This window comes from Ruegeria sp. BB9 (assembly GCF_056539345.1).
Map to the genome: position 1 here is coordinate 351,782 of NZ_JBQFUU010000001.1, position 18,072 is coordinate 369,853.

Sequence of the window (18,072 nt, forward strand, 5' to 3'; positions counted from 1 at the left end):
CAATCTGGTTGCAAAAACTCACACTCTTGGACTTAGCAGAGTGTGCAGACGGGACGTAACAGTATCGGGCTTGCTCTCGAATTGGTGAAAGCTTGTGTTCGCAAAAAGCGAAAAAAATCGCCGATTCAATGACATGTTTCAGCGACTTGCCGCCGAAAAAGGCAGAGTGTTTCAATCCTCGAAGGGGTTTTCCGCGTTCAGAACCGCCTGCGTGTCAGCGCCGAACTCGGGCGGAGCGGAGCGATAGGTCACCGGGCTGCGGGACAACTTCAATGGATTCCCGATCAGACGCACCGGGCCGGGCCGGGCTGGCATATTCACTTGCATCCCCCGCGTGGCCACTTGGTCCGAGGCAAAGACCTGATCCAGCGTCTGAACCGGGCCGACCGGCACTTTCAACGCCTCAAGGCCATCAATGACGGCCTTGGTCTTCAGCCGCTGCAGCGCGGGCCGCAGAACGGCGTTCAGGGCGTCGCGGTGTTCCAGCCGGGCTGGGTTGGTGACGAACCGCGTGTCGTCGGGCAGGTGGCTCAACTCCAGAAATCCGCAGAAGCGCCGGAACTGGCTGTCATTTCCCACGGCCAGAATGACGTGGCCATCAGCTGTTTCATAAACATCGTAGGGCACGATGTTGGGGTGCCCATTGCCGCGCCGTAGTGGCACCTGGCCCGAGGTCAGATAGTTCACGCCCTCGTTGATCAGCCACGCGATCTGGCTGTCGACCAGCGCGATGTCGATCTGCTGGCCTTCGCCGGTCTGATCCCGGTGGCGCAGCGCCGCCAGAATGCCGACGGTCGCGTACATGCCGCACATCACGTCGGCGATGCCCACGCCCACCTTCATCGGGGCTCCGTCAGGCTCGCCGGTCAGCGACATGATCCCGCCATAGCCCTGCGCCATCAGGTCATAGCCCGGCTTGGCAGCGTTTGGCCCGGTCTGGCCGTAGCCCGAGATCGAACAGTAGATCAGCCCCGGAAAGTCCCGCGAGAGGGTTTCATGGTCCAGCCCGTATTTGGCCAGCCCGCCGGGTTTGAAATTCTCGATGAGGATGTCGGCATGGGAGGCCAGCCGCCGGATCTGTTCCTGCCCCGCTGGCGAGGCGATATCGATCGCGACGGACTTCTTGTTGCGGTTCGCGGCCATGAAATAGGCGCTCAGATCGGTCGGGTTGCCATCCGCGTCGGTGACATAGGGCGGCCCCCATTGGCGGGTATCGTCGCCACCGGTTGCCGGGTTTTCCACCTTGATCACGCTGGCGCCCAGATCGCCCAGCAGCTGCGTGCAGGTCGGCCCGGCCAGAATGCGTGACAGATCCAGAACCTTGACGCCCTTCAGCGGCCCTTCAGATGCGGCCATCATAGCCTCCGCGGTCGATCTCGGCGGAGATCACCGTAAACGTGTCGGCGGCCATCGCGGACTTCAACGCCGCGCGCAGCTCGGCGCGGTTGCGCACGGTGTGGCCGTTGCCGCCGAACGCCCGGCCCATAGCGGCATAGTCATGCCGGTCGAAATCGACGCCCCGATTGCCCATCTGGCGCTGGCGCTGTTTCAGCTCGATCAGCGCCAGGCTGGCATCGACAAAGACCAGAAAGATCGGGTTTCCACCCATTTCTGCGGCGGTCGACAACTCACCGGCCACCATCAGGAATCCGGCATCGCCGGAAAAGCTGATTACCGGGCGGTCGGGTTCGGCCAGTTTCAGGCCAATCGCCATCGGAACAGCGCAACCCATCGTGCACAGCGCCGAAGACTGGATCAGGTCGCGCGGCTCCAGGCACTGCCACATCTGGCTAAGGAGGATGCGATGCGCACCGCTGTCTGCGGTGGCCAGTGTTTCGGGGGGCAGGGTGTCGCGGGCCTCGGCGATCACGGCGGCGGGGCCCCAGTCGTCATCGGAGGGAAAGGCCGCGGCCAAGGCGGCCTTGACCTGCGCCGGTTGGCCTTGGGGCCAAGTCGGTCGCGCAGGGTTGCCCTTGGCGATCGCTTCAAGCGTGGCTCCGGTATCGGCCACCAGGTTCAGCCCCGCCTGGTGCATGTAGTGGTCATTCACCACGGCCGAGATGTCGATCACCCGTTTCTCGTCCGGGTCCCAGATCTCGCGCCAGCCGGGGCGCATTTCGATTGGGTCGTAGCCCAGGCACAGGATCAGGTCGGCCTGTTCGACCAACGGTACAAGCTGCGTGTCGGCAAGGGGCGACAGGCCCGCGCCACCTAGGCACAGCGGGTGATCCTCGGGCACCACGCCTTTGGCCTTGTAGGTCGTGACGAACGGGATGCCGAAATGTTCCAGAAACGCGCGCACCACGCTGCGCGAGTCGTCATACAGCACGTCCAGCCCGATGATCGCCAGCGGACGCTCGGCCTCGACCACCCAGCGGCGGGCCTTCTCGAGGCATGTGCCCTCGGGCGCGACGCGGGCGGCCCGGGTCAGCCGTCGGCGCTTGGCGACCGACACCCGTGTATCGGCGACCGAGATCGGCACGTCGATATGCACCGGCCCGGGGCGCGGCTGCGTGGCAAGCGACACGGCCTTGTCGGCGATGATGTCGGCGCCCTTGGCCGTCAGGGTGAACGTACCCTTGGTGATCGAGCGATAGACCTGCGCATGATCCATGACCTGATGGGTGTAGGTCAGCGCCTCGTCGGCATCGACGCAGCCGGTCAGCACGATCATCGGCACCCGGTCCTGCAGCGCGTTGGCCACGACATTGATGCCGTTCATGGCCCCAGGACCCAGAGTCGCCACCAGAATCGCCGGCGCGCCATCGCGGTGATGTACCGCCTCGGCCATAAAACCAGCGGAGTTTTCGTGCTTGGTCAGGTGAAAGGTGATCCCGGCCTGTTCCAGCGCATCGACCAGGGTCAACACCTCGCCTCCGGGCATGCCGAAGGCGTGGCGGCACCCGGCCTCGTACAGCCGTTGCGCCAAAAGGTCCGCAGCGCGGGGGGACAGGTCCTGCATCGAACAAGCTCCGTAAGTTCCGTTTCGCAGCAGATTGCGGAGGTTCCGGGCCGGCGCAAGCCGCATCACGTCAGTGTGACTATTTGACAGCCAAATCGGCGATGGCGGCGAACTTGGCGTCCAACTCTGCGGCGATCGCGGGCAAGGTGTCGGAGCCGCCGGTGTAGGAGGCAAAGACAAGGCTGGGTGTCTTGTAGGACAGCGTCGCGGTGCCATCCTCGTTTTCCGTGACGTACAGGCGGATCGGCGCCTCGATCATCGCGGGCACCGATTGTTCCAGAACCCGCACCGCATAGTCGTTGTTGAAGACGCCGATCACCCGATTGCCTGGAATGGTGATGCCGCGCGCGGCGGCGGCCTTGGTGGGCCCGGCCTGCGTTACCACGATCAGACCGTTTGCCTTGACCGCTGCGATCGTGTCGGCCACCAGCGCGTCATGGGTCTTGGTCGTCGGGTGGACGGCCCAACCAGGCCGGGGTTCGATATCGGCCGCCAGCGCGGGAAGCGCCAGCAGGCCTAGGAAAAACATAAGACGTGTCATCACGGGCTCTCCAAGTCGTAGTTGGCCCAAGTCTTCCCGAATTCCCGGGTGCGTACAGTCACAATATCGTGGGTGGCGGGCTTGCGCCGGGGGTGCGAAACCCGCACAAGCGACAGTGTGAAACGGAAAAAAGGCAGGCGAGGGGCATGCGTGTTTTGATCTGCAGCAGCTGCGCGGGCGAGCGCGACTTGCTGGCCGAGCGTCAGGCCGTATTGGAGGCCGTGCGCGCTGCGGGACTGGACGGGCGGGTCGAGATCGCCGAGCATGCCTGTTTCAGCGGCTGCGAGGAGCCGACCGTGGTGGCGATGCAGGGGGAGAGCCTGGCGTCCTACGTGTTTTCGGGAATCGATCCGGTCGCCGATGCCGATGACATTGCGGCGACCTGTCGGACCATTCTGCACAGCCCGAATGGCTGGATCGAAGACGCCCGGCCGTGCGGGCGGCTTCGCTTGTGTCTGCGGGCGCGGATCCCCGCGTTTCAGTCCACCTGAACCGTAACCGAGGCGCTGACCGGCACCCCATCCACGGCCAGCGGGCTGTGGCTGTTGGCGTTCAGCGAGACCTCGATGGTCGTTTCGCCCTTGGGCAGGTCAGGGATGTGCATCCAGTTGCCATAAAGCCGCGCCAGCTTGACGCCGTTCACGTAGACATGCGCATGGCCTTCGCCGGGTTTGTCGTCCAGCGAGGCGTGCTCGGGCGCGAACGTGAAGTTCCGCGGCATCACATGCAGGTTCCAACCCGCCATCGGGTCGGGGGAGACGGCGATCTCCAGCCCCGGCGCGTCCGGTCCGGCGGGCAGGTTGATGGCGGTGCTGTGGTCATGGGCCATGGCCTCGGCGTGATGGCCGCCATGTTGGGCGGGGTCGGCATGGTCGTGGCCGTCGAAGGTGACGCCGTTGGCCGCGGCCAGCACGAACCCGGCACCCCCGCCAAAGACCAGACCGATCGCGAAAAGAGCAAGCGAGCGTGTCATCTTGTTTCCTAAAAAAGCAAATGACCCGCCGGTTGGGCGCCGGCGGGTCGTGGGATTTCGGGGATCAGGCTGCGGCTTCGACGCGCTTGCCCTCGCTTTGCCAGAAATACCCGGCAAACGAACCCAGCAGCACCCAGGCCACAAGGCCCACACCGAAGGCGCGCGCGGCGAACAGTGCCCCGATCTCGGTCGGAACCGGCCCGGTGAACACGTCGGGTTCCGGTGCGCCGATCAGGTGCGGGGCCATCAGCAGCACGGCCGCAACCAGATAGCTGACGATGTTGCCACCGAAAGCGATCAGCCACATGGCCACACCAGCAGCCGCGACGGTTGCCCACCACCAGATCTGCCGCGCAAACACATCGGCTGCGGCAACGCCCGGAACCTCGGGGGCCAGGGTGAAGCCCGGCGCCAGGTGAAAGGCGATGAAACCGGCAAGGCCCCACAGCACGCCCGTGCGCCCGTCAACCGGGTGGCCCTGGGCTTCGGCCAGCGACATCAGGGCGACCAGAACCAGCGCATAGCCGGTATAGGTCAGCATCGTGAACACCACGCTCAGCCCGTCGCGGGTCAGGTCCGAGAACATGCCCGGCAGCTCGGGATGGGCCGAGACGGCTTCGGCTCCGAAATGCACCAGCTCTCCGGATTCATACAGTTCAGCATGCAGCAACACAGGCTGCACGAATACCAACTGCAGCAGGGCGACGATCAACCCGGCTGCAGCACCAGCGAACAACGCGCTGGTCAGAATGCGACTGAACATTGGTTTAGTGGCAGGGGAAGCCGGTTGCGTGGCGCACGTCATGCGCGGCGTCATGCAGCGCCGATGCCTGAACGTGACCGGCCAGGGCGATGATCCCCAGGCCCAGGGCTGCCGCGAACACTGCCGAAAGAATGCCAGCGCGTGCCGTTGATGCGGTTTGCGTTTGTGTCGTCATTTTCTGTCCTCCTGTGCCGCCGCACCCGACGGCCGGTGTTTCATTGTTCGCCTGGCAGGTCTCCTGGCTTGCGGGTCAGCGCCTCTGTTCGCCTTCCCCCCGAACGGATCGGGAGTGGCTGGTTGAACAGGGCTCACCGCTTACAGTCGCGGGGGCGGCTTTGGATTTGACCTGCGCGCAGGCCGCACCAAATTCCCTCTTAGCATCCGGATGTCTCCGGCAGGACCAGACCCGTCCATTTAGACGTGAATGCCGCTGTGGCGCAATCGCCATTTGCGACCTTTCGCGTCAATTCCCGCGCTTTTTCAGAATGTAGATGTCCATGATCCACCCGTGCCGGGCGCGGGCCTCGGCGCGGGTGCGGAGAATCTCGTCGGCCACATCCGCCAGCGGACCTTTGATCAGGATCTGCTCGGGCATACCCACGTACGCCCCCCACCAGATGTCAAAATCGGCCATGTCCAAAATCTGGAACGAACATTCGCCATCGAGCATCACCGCAACCGTATCCGCAGCGCTGGGCCAGCCCTCGTCGCGGAGGCGCCGGCCGGTGGTGACCAGATAAGGCGCGCCGATCTCGTTGATCGGCATGGCATGGGCCGCCGTCAGCGCCTGCAGCGCCGTGATGCCGGGGATCACCGTCGTGTTAGGCTGCGGGTCCAGCCGCGCCGCGATTCGCAGCGAGCTGTCATAGAGCGACGGGTCGCCCCAGATCAGCAAGGCGACGGTGCGCGCCTCAGGGTGCCGGGCCATCGCCTCCTGCCAGCGCAGGGCGATTATGTCGTGCCATTCATCCACGCCGCGCAGGTAGCCTTCCTGCGACCGGCGCTCGGGGATGTCGAAATAGGCGATTTGGGGCGGTGTGTCGGTGACCTTGCGAATGATTTCCTCGCGCACGCCGGCCAGATCGGTCTTGTTGGCGCCCTTGCGCGGGATCAGGATCAGATCGGCCGTGCGGATCGCCTGCGCGCCCTGAAAGGTCACGTGGTCCGGGTTGCCGGTGCCGATCCCGATCAAGACCAGATCAATCATCGTCGCTCTCCGCCAGCGGACCATAAAGGATCAGCGCCGGCGCGGTGCCGATCTCGGAACCCAGGCGCTCGGCCAAGGCACCGACGGTGGACCGGTGCAGCGACTGCTCAGGCGTCGAGACCGACTCGGCCATCAGCGCGGGGGTATCCAGCGGCAGCCCATGCGCGTGCAGCGCGCCGGCTAGCAGTGGAAAGGTGCGCTTGCCCATGAACACCACCGTCGTCGCACCCGGGTCGGCCAGCGCGGGCAGGTTCAAGTCCTCGGGAAGCTTCCCGCTGACATCGTGGCCGGTGACGAACTGCACGCGCCGCGCGGTCAGCCGCCGGGTCAGCGGGATGCCTGCCGCGGCAGCCGCGGCAATGGCTGAGGGGATGCCCGGAATGATCTCGTAGGCGATGCCGGCAGCGCGCAGGGCCACCAGTTCCTCCTCTAGCCGTCCGAACAGGCCGCCATCGCCCGATTTCAGCCGCACGATCCGCTGGCCGGTCTGGGCGTACTCGACCAGCAGGCGGCTGACATGGTCCTGCTTGGGCGAGGGCCGCCCGGCGCGCTTGCCCACGCCCACAAGGTCGGCCTCCTTGCGCGCATGGCTCAGGATCGGCCCGCTGCTGAGATCGTCGAACAGTACCGCATCGGCCTTTTGCAGCCGGTCCACGGCCTTGAGGGTCAACAATTCCGGGTCGCCGGGACCGGACCCGATGAAGGAAACGAAACCGCTCATGCGCTGGCCTCTGCGATCAGATGGAAGAACGTACCGGTGACATGTCCGCGGCGCGATCCGGTCTGTGGGCCTTCGGCGCCTTCGGCGTCAAAAACCCGTGCCAAGGGCGCGTCGGGCTGCTCGATGATCGAGGAATAGTGGAACTCGTGCCCCCGCAGCGCGGTCCCGGCCGAGAACCCGGGCATGTCGGCCAGCAACTCGGCGCGGCGATAGCCCAGGTTGAACTTGCGCTTCTCGTACGAAGTGACAAGGCCCAGCAGCCCGGCCATCCGGTGGCGGGTGCCGTCCTTGTCGATCAGCCCTTCGCCCAGGGCCATGTAGCCGCCGCATTCGCCATGCACGGGCCGCGTTTCGGCATGTTTGCGCAAGCCGGTCAAGAACCGCTCTGCTGCAGCCAGGGTTCCGGCGTGCAGTTCGGGGTACCCGCCGGGCAACCAGACCAGATCGGCATCCGGGGCCGGCGCCTCGTCCGCCAGCGGAGAAAACGGCAGAATCTCGGCCCCGGCCGCTCGCCAGCCTTCCAGAAGATGCGGATATGTAAAGGAAAACGCCGCGTCCCGGGCCAGTGCGATCCGTTGCGCCGGAGGGCGCGGCAGCGCGGCCGACGACGGCCCCATCGGGCCAGAGCAGGCCGCCCGCTTGATAGCTTCCAGATCCACATGTTCGCGCAGAAAGGCCGCGTAGCCGGCAATTGCGCTTTCCAGATCGGGGTGCTCGACCGCCTGGATCAAGCCAAGATGCCGCTCGGGCAGGGTCAGGTCGCCGCGCCGGGGCAAAACGCCCAGAACCGGCAGGCCCGCGCGCTCCATCCCCAGACGGGTCAGGCGTTCGTGGCGCGGGCTGGCGCAGCGGTTCAGAATCACACCGGCAAAGGGCAGGTCGGGGTTGTACATCCGGAACCCCAGCGCCGTTGCTGCGGCCGATTGCGCCTGGCCTCCCACGTCCAGCACCAGAACCACCGGCCAGCCCATGCGCAGCGCGGTCTCGGCGCTGGACCCATGGCCCAGCTCGCCCGGCTTGGCGACCCCGTCGAACAGGCCCATCGACCCTTCGGCCACCACGATGTCGGCGCCTTTGGCCTGCGCCGCAATCGCGCCCAGCAACGGCGCGCCCATCGCCCAGCTGTCCAGGTTGAACGAGGCCCGCCCCGCCGCCGCCCGGTGAAAGGCCGGGTCGATGTAGTCGGGACCGCTCTTGAAGGGCTGCACCGTGAGCCCGTCCTCGGCCAGCGCGCGCAGCAGGCCCAGCATCACCGTGGTCTTGCCCGTCCCCGAGGATGGGGCCGAGATCAGCACTCCGGGCGGGTTAGTCATCTCCGTGACTCCAGCTTGACCACGGGCTGTCGGCGCTTTGCGGGCGATAGCGACGGTCATAAGTCTTTGAATACAGACAGCTTTCGTCGAAGCCTTCACCGGCCAGCGCCGGCCCGACCAGGATCAGCGCGGTGCGCGAGATGCTCTCGTCCAGCGAGTCCTTCAACGTGCCCAGCGTCGCGCGGATGATCCGCTCGTCCGGCCAGCTTGCGCGGTACACCACGGCCACCGGGCAATCGGCGCCATAGGCGGGGGTCAGGTCGGCCACAACCTTGTCCAGATTGCCGATCGACAGGTGAATGGCCAGCGTCGCGCCGGTGCGGGCGAAGTTTTCCAGCGTTTCGCCCTCGGGCATGGACGAGGCGCGCCCCGGGGTCCGCGTCAGCACCACCGATTGCGCCAGCCCGGGCAGGGTCAGTTCGGTGCCCAAAGCGGCTGCGGCGGCGGCAAAGGACGGAACGCCGGGGGTCACGCTGACGGGAATACCCATCTGTTTCAGGCGCCGGATCTGTTCGCCCATCGCCGACCAGACCGACAGGTCGCCCGAATGCAGGCGGGCCACGTCCTGACCGGCGTCATGGGCGGTTTTGATTTCAGACATGATCTGATCCAGATCCATCGGCGCGGTGTTCACGATGCGCGCGCCTTCGGGGCAGTGGGCCAGGATCTCCTCGGGCACAAGTGATCCGGCATACAGGCACACCGGGCAAGCGGCGATGATGTCGCGTCCGCGCAGGGTCAGAAGGTCGGCGGCGCCCGGTCCGGCGCCGATGAAATGAACGGTCATGTCTGTCCTCCAATGGCGACCGCGCAGGTGGCAAGCCGGTCGTCCGAGATCTGTCGGGGTGAAAGCAGCCGCGCGCCCGGTCCGGCGGCGGCAAGGGCGGAAGCTTCAGCCACGCTGCCGGTGCCATGACTGGCGCGGCTGCGGGGCGAGCAGGTGAGGGTGCGTTGCCCGGCCAGATCGGCCGGGTCCGCGAAATGCAGGGGCAGGGCGCAAGCGGCGGCAAATTCGGCCAGCGCCGGATGGCCGGCCTTGTCGGCGGCGGTGGCCAGCGCGTTCACCGCCTGTCCCGCAGTGGCGCGGTCGAACGCGGCACGCAGGCTGGCGCAGGTCGCGGTGGACGAAAACCCAAGCCCGGCCACGATCATAGGGTCACGCTCCACTGCACGACCGGATAGGCCGATTTCCAGCCGCGCCGGGGGCCGAGGTCCCCGGCCTGCGCCAGCTCGATCCGCAGCAGGTCGCCGCCCAGCTTGGCGTGCCATTGGCTCAGCACCGCTTCGCTTTCCAGCGTCACGGCATTGGCCACCAGCCGGGTGCCCGAGGGCAGGTTGGCCGCAACCCAGTCCAGCAGTGCGTCGCTCAGCCCACCGCCGATGAACACCACGTCAGGCAAGGGCAGGCCGTCCAGCGCATCGGGCGCCCGGCCATGGATGACCTGCAACCGATCTTGTCCCAGCGCGTCGGCATTGGCGCGGATGCGCGCGGCGCGGTCGGCGCGCGGCTCGATTGTGGTGGCAGTCAGGGACGGGTCGCACATGAGCCACTCGATGCCGATCGATCCACTGCCGCCGCCGATGTCCCACAGATGCTCGCCCCGCGCGGGTGCCAGCGCCGACAGGGTCAGCGCGCGCACCGGCCGTTTGGTGATCTGCCCATCGGTTTCGAAAATCTCGTCGGGTTTGCCCGAGGCCATCGGCAGCGAGCGCCCGTCGCCCGAAACCTCGAGCGCAACGCAGACCGGGTGCTCGAACGCGCCCAGCAAGGCTTCGGTCAGGGACATGCTGCGCGCGCGTTCCCGAGGGCCACCGAGGGCCTCCATCACGTGCAGGGTCGTATCGCCGAACCCGGTCTCAGTCAGATAGCGGGCCAGCTCGGCCACAGCGGCCCCGTCGCGCAGCAGGACGATGGCGCGCAGGCCGCGCGACAGATGCGGACGCAGGCGGGTCAGGGGGGCGGCGTGCAGGCCGAAGGTGGCAGTGCTTTCCAGCGGCCAGCCCAACCGCGCGGCCGCCAGCGAAAAGGTCGACTGCCCCGGCCGTGCAACCCAGTCTTCGGGGGCGAAATTGCGCGCGATCACCGACCCGGCGCCAAACCAGAACGGATCACCCGAGGCCAGAACCACCGTGCGCCGGCCCTTCAGTCCCTGCAGGATGGGCAGCCCGTCGGCGAAAGGCACCGGCCATGCGATGCGTTCGGCCCCGGTTTCGGGAACCAGCGACAGGTGCCGGGGCGGGCCCATGATGACCTCGGCGCGCTCCAGCTCTTGACGGCTTGCGGCCGACAGGCCATCCAGTCCATCCTCGCCCAGGCCCAGAATGGTCAGCCACGGAGTTTCAGACATGCCCAACCTCCTGATCCTTGGCGGCACGACCGAGGCCAACGCATTGGCCCGCGCCGTGGCGGATTTGGGTGTGGCGGCAACCTATTCCTATGCGGGTCGGGTCGACAACCCGCGGCCGCAACCGCTGCCCACTCGTGTGGATGGCTTTGGCGGGGCCGAGGGGCTGGTGCGCCACATCCGCGACACCGGCGTGACCCATGTGATCGACGCCACCCATCCTTTTGCCGCGCGAATGAGCCGCAATGCCATCGCCGCCTGCCAGCAGACGCATACGCCGCTGGCCGCGCTGACCCGCTCGGAATGGACGGCTGCCCCCGGCGACCGGTGGCAGCGCGTACCCGACATCGCCAGCGCCGTCGCCGCGCTGGCCGGGCCGCCGCGCCGGGTGTTCCTTGCGGTGGGGCGCATGCATCTTGAGGATTTCGCGGCGCAGCCCCAGCATCACTATCTTCTGCGGCTGGTCGATGAACCCGGCACGCTGCCCTTTGCCGAATGCGACGTCGTCGTGTCGCGCGGGCCGTTTTCGGTTGAAGGCGACACGGCGCTGATGCGCCGGCACCGAACCGAACTGGTCGTGTCCAAGAACGCCGGCGGCACCGGCGCGCGCGCCAAGCTGGACGCCGCGCGAGCATTGGGAATCCCGGTGCTGATGATCGACCGGCCCAAGCTGCCCCGTCGGGTCGAGTTGACAAGCGTGCCGCAGGTTCTGGACTGGTTGGCTCATTCCGGCGTGGACCTTGGCGTATAGACGATGGGGCCGATGGGACGGTCGATGACGCGGGTCAGCGACGAGCCGACGATCACCACCGTCTGCATGTCGGCCATGTCGGGCGTTGCCTCAGCCAGGGTCGCGATGCGGATCGCCTCGTCTGGGCGCGATACGGCGCGGGCGAACAGGATCAGGCGCTCGGGCTCGCATTCCTGCCGCAGGATTTCCAGCGTCTTTACAAAACCTTCGGGCCGCGACTTCGAGCGCGGATTGTAGAAGGCCATCGCGAAATCGGCCTGCGCGGCCAGCCGCAGGCGTTTCTCGATCACGGCCCAGGGCTTGAGGTTGTCACTGAGGTTGATGGCGCAGAAATCATGGCCCAGCGGCGCGCCCGCCCGGGCCGCGGCGGCCAGCATGGCGGTGATGCCGGGCAGAACCTCGACAGGGATCTCGCGCCAGGTGTCGGGGCCGTTTTCCAGCGCCTCGAACACGGCGGCGGCCATGGCGAACACGCCCGGATCGCCTGATGAGACCACGACCACCCGCTTGCCCTCGGCCGCCATGCGCAGCGCGTGCTGCGAGCGGTCGATCTCGACCCGGTTGTCGCTGGCGTGAAGGGTCAGGCCCGGCCGTTCGGCCACCCGCGCAACGTAGGGAATATAGCCCACCACGTCGGTCGCCTCGGCCAGTGCGGCGGTGACCTCGGGGGTCACAAGCGCCTCGTTTCCGGGGCCAAGCCCCGCGATCTTGACCCAGCCGCTCATGGCCGACGCCCCTGTCCATGCACGATGATGATCGAGAAATAGGGCGTGACCTCGGTGCAGGCGTCACTCAGCTTGCGGACGGTCTGGTTGGGCATCTGCGCATATTCCACGATCCAGGCCCGGTCGAACAGGCCCGCCGTTTTCAGCGCGCGTTTCACCTTGTCGATGTTGCGGCCGATCTTCATCACCACCAGCGCATCGGTGCGCGCCATGCGGTCGGCCAGAACCTCTTCGGGCAGGGTGCCCATCAGCACCGTGAGGATGTCGTCGCCCCAGGTGATCGGATCACCCGAGGCCGTCCAAGCGCCCGACATGCCGGTGATCGCCGGGACGACCTCAACGGGCACTACGTCGCGCAGGCGGCTGTAGAGATGCATGAACGAGCCGTAGAAGAACGGGTCTCCCTCGCACAGCACCACCACGTCCTCGCCCTGATCGGCCAGTTCTTTCAAGCGCGCGGTGCAGCGTTCGTAGAACTCGGCCAGCAGTGCGTTGTAGCGCGGATCGGTGACCGGGATCTCGGTCGTGACCGGGTATTCCATGGGAAACTCGACCGCATCGTTGCGGATCATCCCGTTCACGATCTTGCGCGCCTGCCCGGTACGGCCGGGCTTGCGGAAATAGGCCACGTGTTTCGCGCCGCGCAACAGGCGGTCGGCCCGGACGCTCATCAAATCGGGATCGCCGGGGCCGAGGCCCAGGCCATAGATCGTGCCCATGGTCATTCCGCCCGGCTTGCGATGGCGTTGATCGCGGCGACGGTGATGGCGCTGCCGCCCAGGCGGCCCTTGACGATGCAGCTGGGCACGGGCTGGGCCTCCCACAGGGCGTCCTTGGATTCGACCGCGCCGACAAAGCCCACGGGGCAGCCGATGATCGCGGCGGGGCGGGGGCAGTCGGGGTCTTCGAGCATGTTGAGCAGGTGAAACAGCGCCGTGGGCGCGTTGCCGATGGCCACCAGCGCGCCCTCCAGATGCGGGCGCCACAGTTCCAGCGCGGCGGCGGATCGGGTGTTGCCCATCTTCTCGGCCAGCGGGCGCACGCGGTCGTCGTGCAGGGTGCAGATGACCTGGTTGTCGGCGGGCAGGCGAAAGCGCGTGACGCCTTCGGACACCATCCGCGCGTCGCACAGGATCGGCGCGCCGTTTTCCAGCGCGGTGCGGGCGGTGCGCACGAACCCGTCCGAGAAATGGATGAACTCTTCCAGCCCGACCATCCCGGCGGCGTGGATCATGCGGACGGCGACCTGCTCTTCATCCGGATCAAAGCGGGCCAGATCGGCCTCGGACCGGATCGTGGCGAAGGATTGCTTGTAGATCGCCGCGCCGTCGGTTTCGTATTCATAGGGCATCAGGTCAGGTCCATGGTCTTCAGTGTTTCGAGGTCCAGCCCGCGCTGGAGGGGCTCATCCCCCGCGCGGCCGTGTTTTACAAGATCAAATCGCCCGTCGCGGCCCACCAGCGTCAGATCGGCCGCGCCCATGCGCGCGCAGCCCTTGGCGCAGCCCGAGACATGCAGGCTGCCGGACACGCTCGGAGCCAGTGCGCGGGCGATGGCGCGGGTCTCGGCCTGTGCCTGCGGGCAGAATGGCGCGCCGGGGCAGGCGTCGGTGGTCAACAGAGGGTCGGCGCCATCCGTTACGAAGGCCGGGGCGGGGATCGCCGCCCCGCCTTCCAGCAGGAATAGCCGCCAGGGCGTGACGCGCAGGGCGGCGGCGCCCGAGGCCTCGACCAATGCGCGCAACTCGGCGGCGGGCAGTTGCCCGAAGGCCGCGCCATAGATCGGGCCGATTGCTCTGTTGCCGGGTTGCAGCGCCGGTGCCTTGGGGCCGGGGGCGCGGCCCTGCCAATCCTTTGGCAGGTCATGCACCGCGATCAGCCGGGCCATGCGGCGGGTGTCAGAAGTGAAGCGCTCGGAGAACCATTGGGCCAGATCGATCACGCGGTCAATCGCCTCATCTTCGGTCACCAAACGGCCGGTCTCGGCCCCGTCGGCGCGCAGGATCAGGCCCGAAGCTCCCCGCTCCAGCCGGATATCGGCCGAGTCCTCGGTCAGCAGCCGTGCCGCGCCGGTATCCACCGCAAAGCCGAACTTGGCGGGCAAAGCGGGCAGATCGCCCAGCCGGTCGATCAATGCCTGTGTCAGGCGCGCGGTCAGGTCGCCGGGTTGGAAAAGCGGTGACACAAGGATGTTGCGCCGGGTTTCGATGCCCGGTTCGGCATCCAGCAGGTTCAGCGCCGACAGCTCTGCCAGCAGCGCCTGATGGTCGGCCTCGGCCACGCCGCGAAGTTGCAGGTTGGCGCGGTTGGTCAGGTCGATGGTGCCGTTGCCGAACCGCAAGGCCAGATCGCACAGACCCAGCGTTTGCGCGGCGCTTAGCCGGGCCAGACGCGGGCGCACCCGTACCACCAACCCGTCGCCGGACATCATCGGGCGATGCGCGCCGGGGCACCAGCCCTTAACGACCGGGGCGCTCATCCCAACCCCTCCAGATCGGCGCGGATCGAGTTGCGACGGGTGTTCCACAACCCGGCCTCGTAAAGTGCGCGGAACCTGTCCTGCATAGCCTGATGGGCCTGCGGGTTGGCTTGCTGCAAAAACGCGTCCACTTCGGGGTTGCCCAGGGTGGCATCGTGGTAGAGGTCGAACAAATGCGGGGCGACGCTGCCTGACAGATGTGCGAACGAGGCCATGTGATCCAGCGTCGCCGCGATCTCGGCCGCGCCGCGGAAGCCGTGGCGCTGCATTCCGGCGATCCAGTCGGGGTTGGCGGCGCGGGCGTGGACCACGCGACTGATTTCCTCGGGCAGGGTGCGGGCGCGGGGCGTTTCAGGGCGGGTATTGTCCAGGTGGTACAGCTGCGCCTGACCGCCGGTCAGCTTCTTGGCAGCGGCAAATCCGGCCTCATGCGTGGCATAGTCATTGGCCAGCAACAGATCGGTCTCGGTCAGGTCCTGCAGGTGCACGAAGCTGTCGGCCTGCGCCACGCGCTGGGTGATCCCGTCGGGGTCGTGGGCAATGTGCTCGCCCTCGAAGGCGAAGGCGCTGGCGTCCAGCCAGGCCTGACCGGCCTGCGCGCGGGCCTCGTCTGTATAGGTCTCGGACAGGTGGGTCATGTTCAGCCCATAGCTGCCCGGCGCCGGGCCATAGACGCGGGCGGCGGGAGCGTGGCCGGCGTAGGGGTTCCAGTCTGGCGCCTCGTCGCGCTCGGACAGCGCCCGGACCGCCTGACCGAACAGGGCCGACAGGGTCGGGAACACGTCGCGGAACAGGCCCGAGACGCGCAAGGTCACGTCCAGCCGTGGGCGCTCCAAGTCAGTGATCGGAAGAACCTCGATCCCGCTCACGCGCTCCGACCCCGGATCCCAGACCGGTTTGACGCCCAGCAGGTGCAGCGCCATGGCGAATTCCTCGCCCGCCGTACGCATCGTGGCCGAGCCCCACAGATCGACGATCAGGCCCTTGGGGTAATCGCCTTCCTCCTGCAGGTGGCGGCGCACCAGTTCTTCGGCCAGTTTTACCCCCTGCGCATAAGCCGCGCGGGTGGGGACGGAGCGCGGATCGGTGGTGAACAGGTTGCGGCCCGTGGGCAGCACGTCGGTGCGCCCGCGATAGGGTGAGCCCGACGGGCCGGCCTCGATCCGCTTGCCGGCCAACGCGTCCAGCAATGCCGTGCGTTCGGCCCGTGCCGAAGCGGCGGTGTCAAAATTGCCCGCAACCTGCGGCGCGCGGCCAAAGACATGCAGGCCGTCGCCGAACTGGCTTTCCTTGATGTCACAGACGAAACGGTCGATGCGGGTGATCGCCTCGGCGGTGCTGGTGGCCTGATCCAGCCCCAGATCGGCCTCGAGCCCGATGGCGCGGGCCTCGTCACGGATATCGGCCTGCAGCCGGTCGCGCCGCTTGGGGTCCAGCCCGTCGGCGTTCGAGAACTCGTCCAGCAGCGATTCCAACCGCACCATGCGGTCGGGCGTGCTGCTCTGCTTCATCGGCGGCGGGATGTGGCCCAGCGTCACGGCCCCGACCCGGCGCTTGGCCTGCGCGGCTTCGCCCGGGTCGTTCACGATGAACGGATAGATCACCGGCAGATCGCCGATCAGCGCCTCGGGCCAGCATTCGGCCGACAGGGCCACCGATTTGCCCGGCAGCCACTCCAGCGTTCCGTGGGCGCCGACATGGATCAGCGCGTCCGCCCCCAGCCCGTGCCGCAGCCACAGGTAGAAGGCCACATAACCATGACGGGGCGTGCGCGACAGGTCGTGATATTCGTCGTCACGCAGCTCGGGCACGCCACGTTCGGGCTGCAGCGCCACCAACGCCCTGCCGCGCCGAAGCGCGGTGAAGTGGAAGGCCCCATCGGCGCAGGTCGGGTCGTCCTCGGGCGCGCCCCAGACGGTGTCCAGATCGGCGCGCAACGCCTCGGGCAGTTGTGCCAGCGCTGCGCGGTAAGCATCGACCGACCATGAAATCCGGGCGTCCAGAAGCGTTTCGGCAATCGGTTCGGCGGGGGCGGTGTCATACCCCGCGCCTTGCAGGTCGGACAGGATCGCCTCGGCCGAGGCCAGTGCGTCCAGCCCCACCGCATGGGCCATCTGCCAGTCCTTGCCGGGATAGGTGGACAAAACCAGCGCGGGTACCTGTTGCGCCTTTGGTTTCTCGGCCAGGTCCACCCAGGCCATCGCCCGGTCGACGATGGCGGTGATCCGGTCCGGCTCGGGCCGGTGGGCAAAGCGGGAATATTCCAGATGCGGGTCGCGCTTGCCCGGTTCCTTGAACGAGGCGACACCGGCCGAGATGCGCCCGTCCACTTCGGGCAGCACCACATGCATGGCCAGATCGGCAGGCGACAGGCCGCGTTCGGCCTCGGCCCACGCCTTGCGGCGCGAAGTGGCCAGCGCGACCTGAAACACCGGCACGCCCGCCACGTCCAAGGGCGATGTGCCCGACGCGCCTTTGCCCGAAAACGAGGTGGCATTGATGATCGCCGAGGGCGTCATCGCGGGGATATTCTCGGCCAACCACTCAGCCGCCGTAGGCGCCTTGAGCGAGGGTGCGAATAGCCCCACCGCCTGATGACCCCGCGCGCGGATTTCCCGGATCAGCGCCGCGACCGGCGCGGTATCGGCTGAGGTCAGGTAGGCGCGGTAGAAGGTTACGATGATGCGCCGGCCTTGGCCTGCGAAGGCGTCCTCGGGCGCGATCACGCCGCGATCCGGGCACCACGCGCCGCAGTCGGGTAGTGTCTTGGCCCCCATCACCGGCCCGGCATACAGCCCCGCTGCCAGCGCCATCTGCGCCAGAGCCGCCTGGGCTGCCACTTCGCCGCCGGTATCGCACAGATGCGCCAGCCGCCGCAGGGTCGAGACCGGCAGGGTGGAATAATCGTCCAACCGCGTATCCTCGCGCCCGTCGGCGGGCAGAACCGCCAGCGCGATGCCCTTGGCCTGCGCCAGCGCCAGCACCTGCTGCAACCCGTAGGGCCAGTAGGGCACGCCGCCGATCAGCCGGATCAGGATGCCCTTGGCGCCCTCCAGCGTCTGTTCGACATAGGTATCGACCGACAGCGGGTGTTTCAGCGCCGTCAGGTTGGCCAGCCGCAACGAGGGCATCCGCCCCTCGGGCCCGCCGCCGCGATGCCATCCGGCTGCGAAGGCACCCAGATCGCTGTCCGAAAAGGACAGCACCACCAGATCCGCTGGGCTCTGGCCCAGATCGGTCGGGGTCTCGGTTTCCTCGAGCCCGTGGCTTTCGCGAAAGACGACGTGCATCGG

19 protein-coding genes and 1 riboswitch are annotated in these 18,072 nt (G+C 67.3%); of the genes, 2 read left to right on the plus strand and 17 right to left on the minus strand.

What is annotated here, in order from left to right:
• Positions 1-171: 171 nt before the first annotated feature.
• The 3 genes from ACR0FC_RS01720 to ACR0FC_RS01730 all read right to left on the minus strand — a co-directional run bounded on the left by ACR0FC_RS01720 (position 172) and on the right by ACR0FC_RS01730 (position 3,503).
• A complete protein-coding gene (locus tag ACR0FC_RS01720; protein WP_170337709.1) occupies positions 172-1,356 on the minus strand; it encodes a CaiB/BaiF CoA transferase family protein in 1,185 nt (394 codons plus the stop codon).
• Positions 1,343-2,962: a thiamine pyrophosphate-binding protein gene (locus ACR0FC_RS01725; protein ID WP_170337710.1), complete on the minus strand. Its 1,620-nt coding sequence runs from the start codon at positions 2,960-2,962 to the stop codon at positions 1,343-1,345. Before ACR0FC_RS01725 ends, ACR0FC_RS01720 begins: the two co-directional genes overlap by 14 nt.
• 79 nt (positions 2,963-3,041) lie before the next feature.
• Positions 3,042-3,503 carry a DUF302 domain-containing protein gene (locus ACR0FC_RS01730; RefSeq protein ID WP_170337712.1) on the minus strand — a complete coding sequence of 154 codons (462 nt, stop codon included), beginning with the start codon at positions 3,501-3,503 and terminating at the stop codon, positions 3,042-3,044.
• A gap of 146 nt (positions 3,504-3,649) precedes the next feature.
• On the opposite strand from ACR0FC_RS01730, the gene ACR0FC_RS01735 reads away from it, so the two are divergent.
• Entirely contained in the window at positions 3,650-3,994 is a 345-nt protein-coding gene (locus tag ACR0FC_RS01735; protein ID WP_170337714.1) for a DUF1636 family protein, read from the plus strand.
• Here the strand turns inward: ACR0FC_RS01735 and ACR0FC_RS01740 are convergent.
• From ACR0FC_RS01740 to cbiE, 9 genes are all read right to left on the minus strand, one after another.
• On the minus strand, positions 3,982-4,476 hold the full coding sequence (locus ACR0FC_RS01740; protein ID WP_170337716.1) for a hypothetical protein: 495 nt from the start codon (positions 4,474-4,476) through the stop codon (positions 3,982-3,984). The genes ACR0FC_RS01735 and ACR0FC_RS01740 overlap by 13 nt on opposite strands.
• Positions 4,477-4,540: 64 nt before the next feature.
• Positions 4,541-5,239, minus strand: coding sequence for a CbtA family protein (locus tag ACR0FC_RS01745; RefSeq protein WP_170337718.1), 699 nt, complete (start codon positions 5,237-5,239; stop codon positions 4,541-4,543).
• Positions 5,240-5,243: 4 nt separating this feature from the next.
• Positions 5,244-5,414, minus strand: a complete 171-nt coding sequence (locus ACR0FC_RS01750; protein WP_170337720.1) for a CbtB domain-containing protein — start codon at positions 5,412-5,414, stop codon at positions 5,244-5,246.
• Between the two features lie 36 nt (positions 5,415-5,450).
• Positions 5,451-5,659, minus strand: a riboswitch (cobalamin riboswitch).
• Between the two features lie 43 nt (positions 5,660-5,702).
• On the minus strand, positions 5,703-6,446 hold the full coding sequence (cobF, locus tag ACR0FC_RS01755; RefSeq protein ID WP_170337722.1) for a precorrin-6A synthase (deacetylating): 744 nt from the start codon (positions 6,444-6,446) through the stop codon (positions 5,703-5,705).
• Entirely contained in the window at positions 6,439-7,167 is a 729-nt protein-coding gene (gene cobA / locus ACR0FC_RS01760) for a uroporphyrinogen-III C-methyltransferase (RefSeq protein WP_170337724.1), read from the minus strand. The genes cobF and cobA overlap by 8 nt, the downstream gene beginning before the upstream one ends.
• Positions 7,164-8,480: a cobyrinic acid a,c-diamide synthase CobB gene (locus ACR0FC_RS01765; protein WP_170337726.1), complete on the minus strand. Its 1,317-nt coding sequence runs from the start codon at positions 8,478-8,480 to the stop codon at positions 7,164-7,166. Before ACR0FC_RS01765 ends, cobA begins: the two co-directional genes overlap by 4 nt.
• Entirely contained in the window at positions 8,473-9,267 is a 795-nt protein-coding gene (cobM, locus tag ACR0FC_RS01770) for a precorrin-4 C(11)-methyltransferase (RefSeq protein ID WP_170337728.1), read from the minus strand. The genes ACR0FC_RS01765 and cobM overlap by 8 nt, the downstream gene beginning before the upstream one ends.
• Positions 9,264-9,632, minus strand: coding sequence for a cobalamin biosynthesis protein (locus tag ACR0FC_RS01775; RefSeq protein ID WP_170339400.1), 369 nt, complete (start codon positions 9,630-9,632; stop codon positions 9,264-9,266). Before ACR0FC_RS01775 ends, cobM begins: the two co-directional genes overlap by 4 nt.
• On the minus strand, positions 9,629-10,828 hold the full coding sequence (gene cbiE / locus ACR0FC_RS01780; protein WP_170337730.1) for a precorrin-6y C5,15-methyltransferase (decarboxylating) subunit CbiE: 1,200 nt from the start codon (positions 10,826-10,828) through the stop codon (positions 9,629-9,631). Before cbiE ends, ACR0FC_RS01775 begins: the two co-directional genes overlap by 4 nt.
• Between cbiE and ACR0FC_RS01785 the strand changes: the two genes are divergently transcribed.
• Positions 10,827-11,576, plus strand: coding sequence for a cobalt-precorrin-6A reductase (locus ACR0FC_RS01785; protein WP_170337732.1), 750 nt, complete (start codon positions 10,827-10,829; stop codon positions 11,574-11,576). The two genes, cbiE and ACR0FC_RS01785, sit on opposite strands and share 2 nt — an antisense overlap.
• Here ACR0FC_RS01785 and cobJ read toward each other — a convergent pair.
• From cobJ to cobN, 5 genes are read right to left on the minus strand one after another with little or no spacing between them, the layout of a single operon-like run.
• Entirely contained in the window at positions 11,549-12,301 is a 753-nt protein-coding gene (cobJ, locus tag ACR0FC_RS01790) for a precorrin-3B C(17)-methyltransferase (protein WP_170337734.1), read from the minus strand. The two genes, ACR0FC_RS01785 and cobJ, sit on opposite strands and share 28 nt — an antisense overlap.
• The gene (locus ACR0FC_RS01795) at positions 12,298-13,026 is read right to left on the minus strand and encodes a precorrin-2 C(20)-methyltransferase (protein WP_170337736.1); all 729 of its coding nucleotides are present in this window, start codon (positions 13,024-13,026) and stop codon (positions 12,298-12,300) included. Before ACR0FC_RS01795 ends, cobJ begins: the two co-directional genes overlap by 4 nt.
• Positions 13,023-13,652 carry a precorrin-8X methylmutase gene (locus ACR0FC_RS01800; RefSeq protein ID WP_170337738.1) on the minus strand — a complete coding sequence of 210 codons (630 nt, stop codon included), beginning with the start codon at positions 13,650-13,652 and terminating at the stop codon, positions 13,023-13,025. Before ACR0FC_RS01800 ends, ACR0FC_RS01795 begins: the two co-directional genes overlap by 4 nt.
• Positions 13,652-14,779, minus strand: a complete 1,128-nt coding sequence (locus tag ACR0FC_RS01805) for a cobalamin biosynthesis protein CobG (protein WP_170337740.1) — start codon at positions 14,777-14,779, stop codon at positions 13,652-13,654. Before ACR0FC_RS01805 ends, ACR0FC_RS01800 begins: the two co-directional genes overlap by 1 nt.
• On the minus strand, positions 14,776-18,069 hold the full coding sequence (gene cobN, locus ACR0FC_RS01810) for a cobaltochelatase subunit CobN (RefSeq protein ID WP_170337741.1): 3,294 nt from the start codon (positions 18,067-18,069) through the stop codon (positions 14,776-14,778). Before cobN ends, ACR0FC_RS01805 begins: the two co-directional genes overlap by 4 nt.
• Between the last annotated feature and the right edge of the window lie 3 nt (positions 18,070-18,072).

Excerpts from the sequence above, each read along its gene's own strand:
- ACR0FC_RS01720 (WP_170337709.1), bottom strand. The coding sequence starts at position 1,356 with ATGGCCGCATCTGAAGGGCCGCTGAAGGGCGTCAAGGTTCTGGATCTG.
- ACR0FC_RS01725 (WP_170337710.1), bottom strand. The coding sequence starts at position 2,962 with ATGCAGGACCTGTCCCCCCGCGCTGCGGACCTTTTGGCGCAACGGCTG.
- ACR0FC_RS01730 (WP_170337712.1), bottom strand. The coding sequence starts at position 3,503 with ATGACACGTCTTATGTTTTTCCTAGGCCTGCTGGCGCTTCCCGCGCTG.
- ACR0FC_RS01735 (WP_170337714.1), top strand. The coding sequence starts at position 3,650 with ATGCGTGTTTTGATCTGCAGCAGCTGCGCGGGCGAGCGCGACTTGCTG.
- ACR0FC_RS01740 (WP_170337716.1), bottom strand. The coding sequence starts at position 4,476 with ATGACACGCTCGCTTGCTCTTTTCGCGATCGGTCTGGTCTTTGGCGGG.
- ACR0FC_RS01745 (WP_170337718.1), bottom strand. The coding sequence starts at position 5,239 with ATGTTCAGTCGCATTCTGACCAGCGCGTTGTTCGCTGGTGCTGCAGCC.
- ACR0FC_RS01750 (WP_170337720.1), bottom strand. The coding sequence starts at position 5,414 with ATGACGACACAAACGCAAACCGCATCAACGGCACGCGCTGGCATTCTT.
- cobF (WP_170337722.1), bottom strand. The coding sequence starts at position 6,446 with ATGATTGATCTGGTCTTGATCGGGATCGGCACCGGCAACCCGGACCAC.
- cobA (WP_170337724.1), bottom strand. The coding sequence starts at position 7,167 with ATGAGCGGTTTCGTTTCCTTCATCGGGTCCGGTCCCGGCGACCCGGAA.
- ACR0FC_RS01765 (WP_170337726.1), bottom strand. The coding sequence starts at position 8,480 with ATGACTAACCCGCCCGGAGTGCTGATCTCGGCCCCATCCTCGGGGACG.
- cobM (WP_170337728.1), bottom strand. The coding sequence starts at position 9,267 with ATGACCGTTCATTTCATCGGCGCCGGACCGGGCGCCGCCGACCTTCTG.
- ACR0FC_RS01775 (WP_170339400.1), bottom strand. The coding sequence starts at position 9,632 with ATGATCGTGGCCGGGCTTGGGTTTTCGTCCACCGCGACCTGCGCCAGC.
- ACR0FC_RS01785 (WP_170337732.1), top strand. The coding sequence starts at position 10,827 with ATGCCCAACCTCCTGATCCTTGGCGGCACGACCGAGGCCAACGCATTG.
- cbiE (WP_170337730.1), bottom strand. The coding sequence starts at position 10,828 with ATGTCTGAAACTCCGTGGCTGACCATTCTGGGCCTGGGCGAGGATGGA.
- cobJ (WP_170337734.1), bottom strand. The coding sequence starts at position 12,301 with ATGAGCGGCTGGGTCAAGATCGCGGGGCTTGGCCCCGGAAACGAGGCG.
- ACR0FC_RS01795 (WP_170337736.1), bottom strand. The coding sequence starts at position 13,026 with ATGACCATGGGCACGATCTATGGCCTGGGCCTCGGCCCCGGCGATCCC.
- ACR0FC_RS01800 (WP_170337738.1), bottom strand. The coding sequence starts at position 13,652 with ATGCCCTATGAATACGAAACCGACGGCGCGGCGATCTACAAGCAATCC.
- ACR0FC_RS01805 (WP_170337740.1), bottom strand. The coding sequence starts at position 14,779 with ATGAGCGCCCCGGTCGTTAAGGGCTGGTGCCCCGGCGCGCATCGCCCG.
- cobN (WP_170337741.1), bottom strand. The coding sequence starts at position 18,069 with ATGCACGTCGTCTTTCGCGAAAGCCACGGGCTCGAGGAAACCGAGACC.